The 1,220-nt window shown below is 50.0% G+C and carries 2 protein-coding genes; both read left to right on the top strand.

Annotated elements, in window-relative coordinates:
* Positions 1-324: transposase (locus tag B8746_RS14050; protein WP_198943743.1), on the top strand; the 324-nt coding region annotated here is incomplete at its 5' end.
* Positions 318-1,190, top strand: a complete 873-nt coding sequence (locus B8746_RS14045) for an IS3 family transposase (protein ID WP_084394342.1) — start codon at positions 318-320, stop codon at positions 1,188-1,190. The genes B8746_RS14050 and B8746_RS14045, both read left to right, overlap by 7 nt.
* Positions 1,191-1,220: the final 30 nt, after the last annotated feature.

Here is a 1,220-nt window from a genome sequence, read left to right as displayed (position 1 = left end):
GTTTTTATGGCCAAGAAGCGAAAGAACAAATATAACCACTACACTGAGGACTTCCGTAGAGAGGCGGTGCGTAGATCAGAGGACCCTGATACCAGCGCTGTGGAGGTGGCCCGTGAACTCGGTATTCATCCTGGCCAGATTTATAATTGGCGTAGGCAGTACAAAAGACTCTCCGATAAGCAGTTCAACAGTATGCAAGGTGTGGATTACTCCAGGCAGGAAAGCGAGGAGATGCGTGCGCTGAAGCGCGAAATCGCTGACCTCAAAGAGGAAAATGAATTCCTAAAAAAGGCGACGGCGTACTTCAGCAAAGACAAATGGTGAAGTACGCCTTTATTGAGTCGCTACGGGGTCAGTATCCGGTCACCAAGATGTGTCGCTGGGCTGGCGTCAGTCGCTCGGGCTACTACAAGTGGCGCAATCGCCAGCCTTCGCAGCGACAACTTCGGCAGTTGGAGGCGGAAAGGCTCTTGGTGTCGCTCTTTAAACGCTTCCGGTCTCGTTACGGAGCCCCCCGGATGACTGTTGAACTGAAGGAAAGCGGCTGTGAGATCAGTGAGAATACCGTTGCCAAGCTGATGGCAAAACAAGGGCTTAGGGCCAGAAATGGGAAGGGNTACAAGTACTTTCCGGACGTCATGGCCCACAATCATGTCAGCGACAACTTGTTAAGACGAAACTTCACGGCCAGTCGCCCGGATGAAAAGTGGGTATCCGACATTACCTACATCAAGGTGGAGAAAGGGTTTGTCTATCTGGCAGTAGTGATGGACTTGTTCTCACGGAAGATCGTAGGTTGGTCGCTTGATACGACGATGACCAATCAGCTGATTATCGATGCTTTTAATATGGCTCGAGAGTCCAGAAATGTTGAGCCAGGACTGATTCTCCATTCTGACAGAGGTGTTCAGTATCGGTCGGGAGAGTATCAGGCGTTGTTGCTGAGTGAAAAGATCCGGCCTAGCATGAGTCGAAAAGGGAATTGCTGGGATAATGCGGCAATGGAGTCCTTCTTCGCACGTTTCAAGGTAGAGGCGCTTTACGCAGAGGATGTCTCGAATAAGCAGGAAGCATACTCCTGTGTCTTCGAGTACATTGAAATGTTCTACAACAGCCACCGACGACATAGCGCATTGGGGTATAAAAGCCCAAACAGATATGAGCAGGAATACCTGAAGATGTGCGCGTAAATCAGTGTCTACTTTTGGTGGGGAAGATCA

Origin of the sequence: Henriciella pelagia (assembly GCF_002088945.1) — a bacterium.
Taxonomy (GTDB): domain Bacteria; phylum Pseudomonadota; class Alphaproteobacteria; order Caulobacterales; family Hyphomonadaceae; genus Henriciella; species Henriciella pelagia.
The sequence above is the reverse complement of the archived record's forward strand: the minus strand, read 5'-3'. Positions and strand labels throughout refer to the sequence as shown.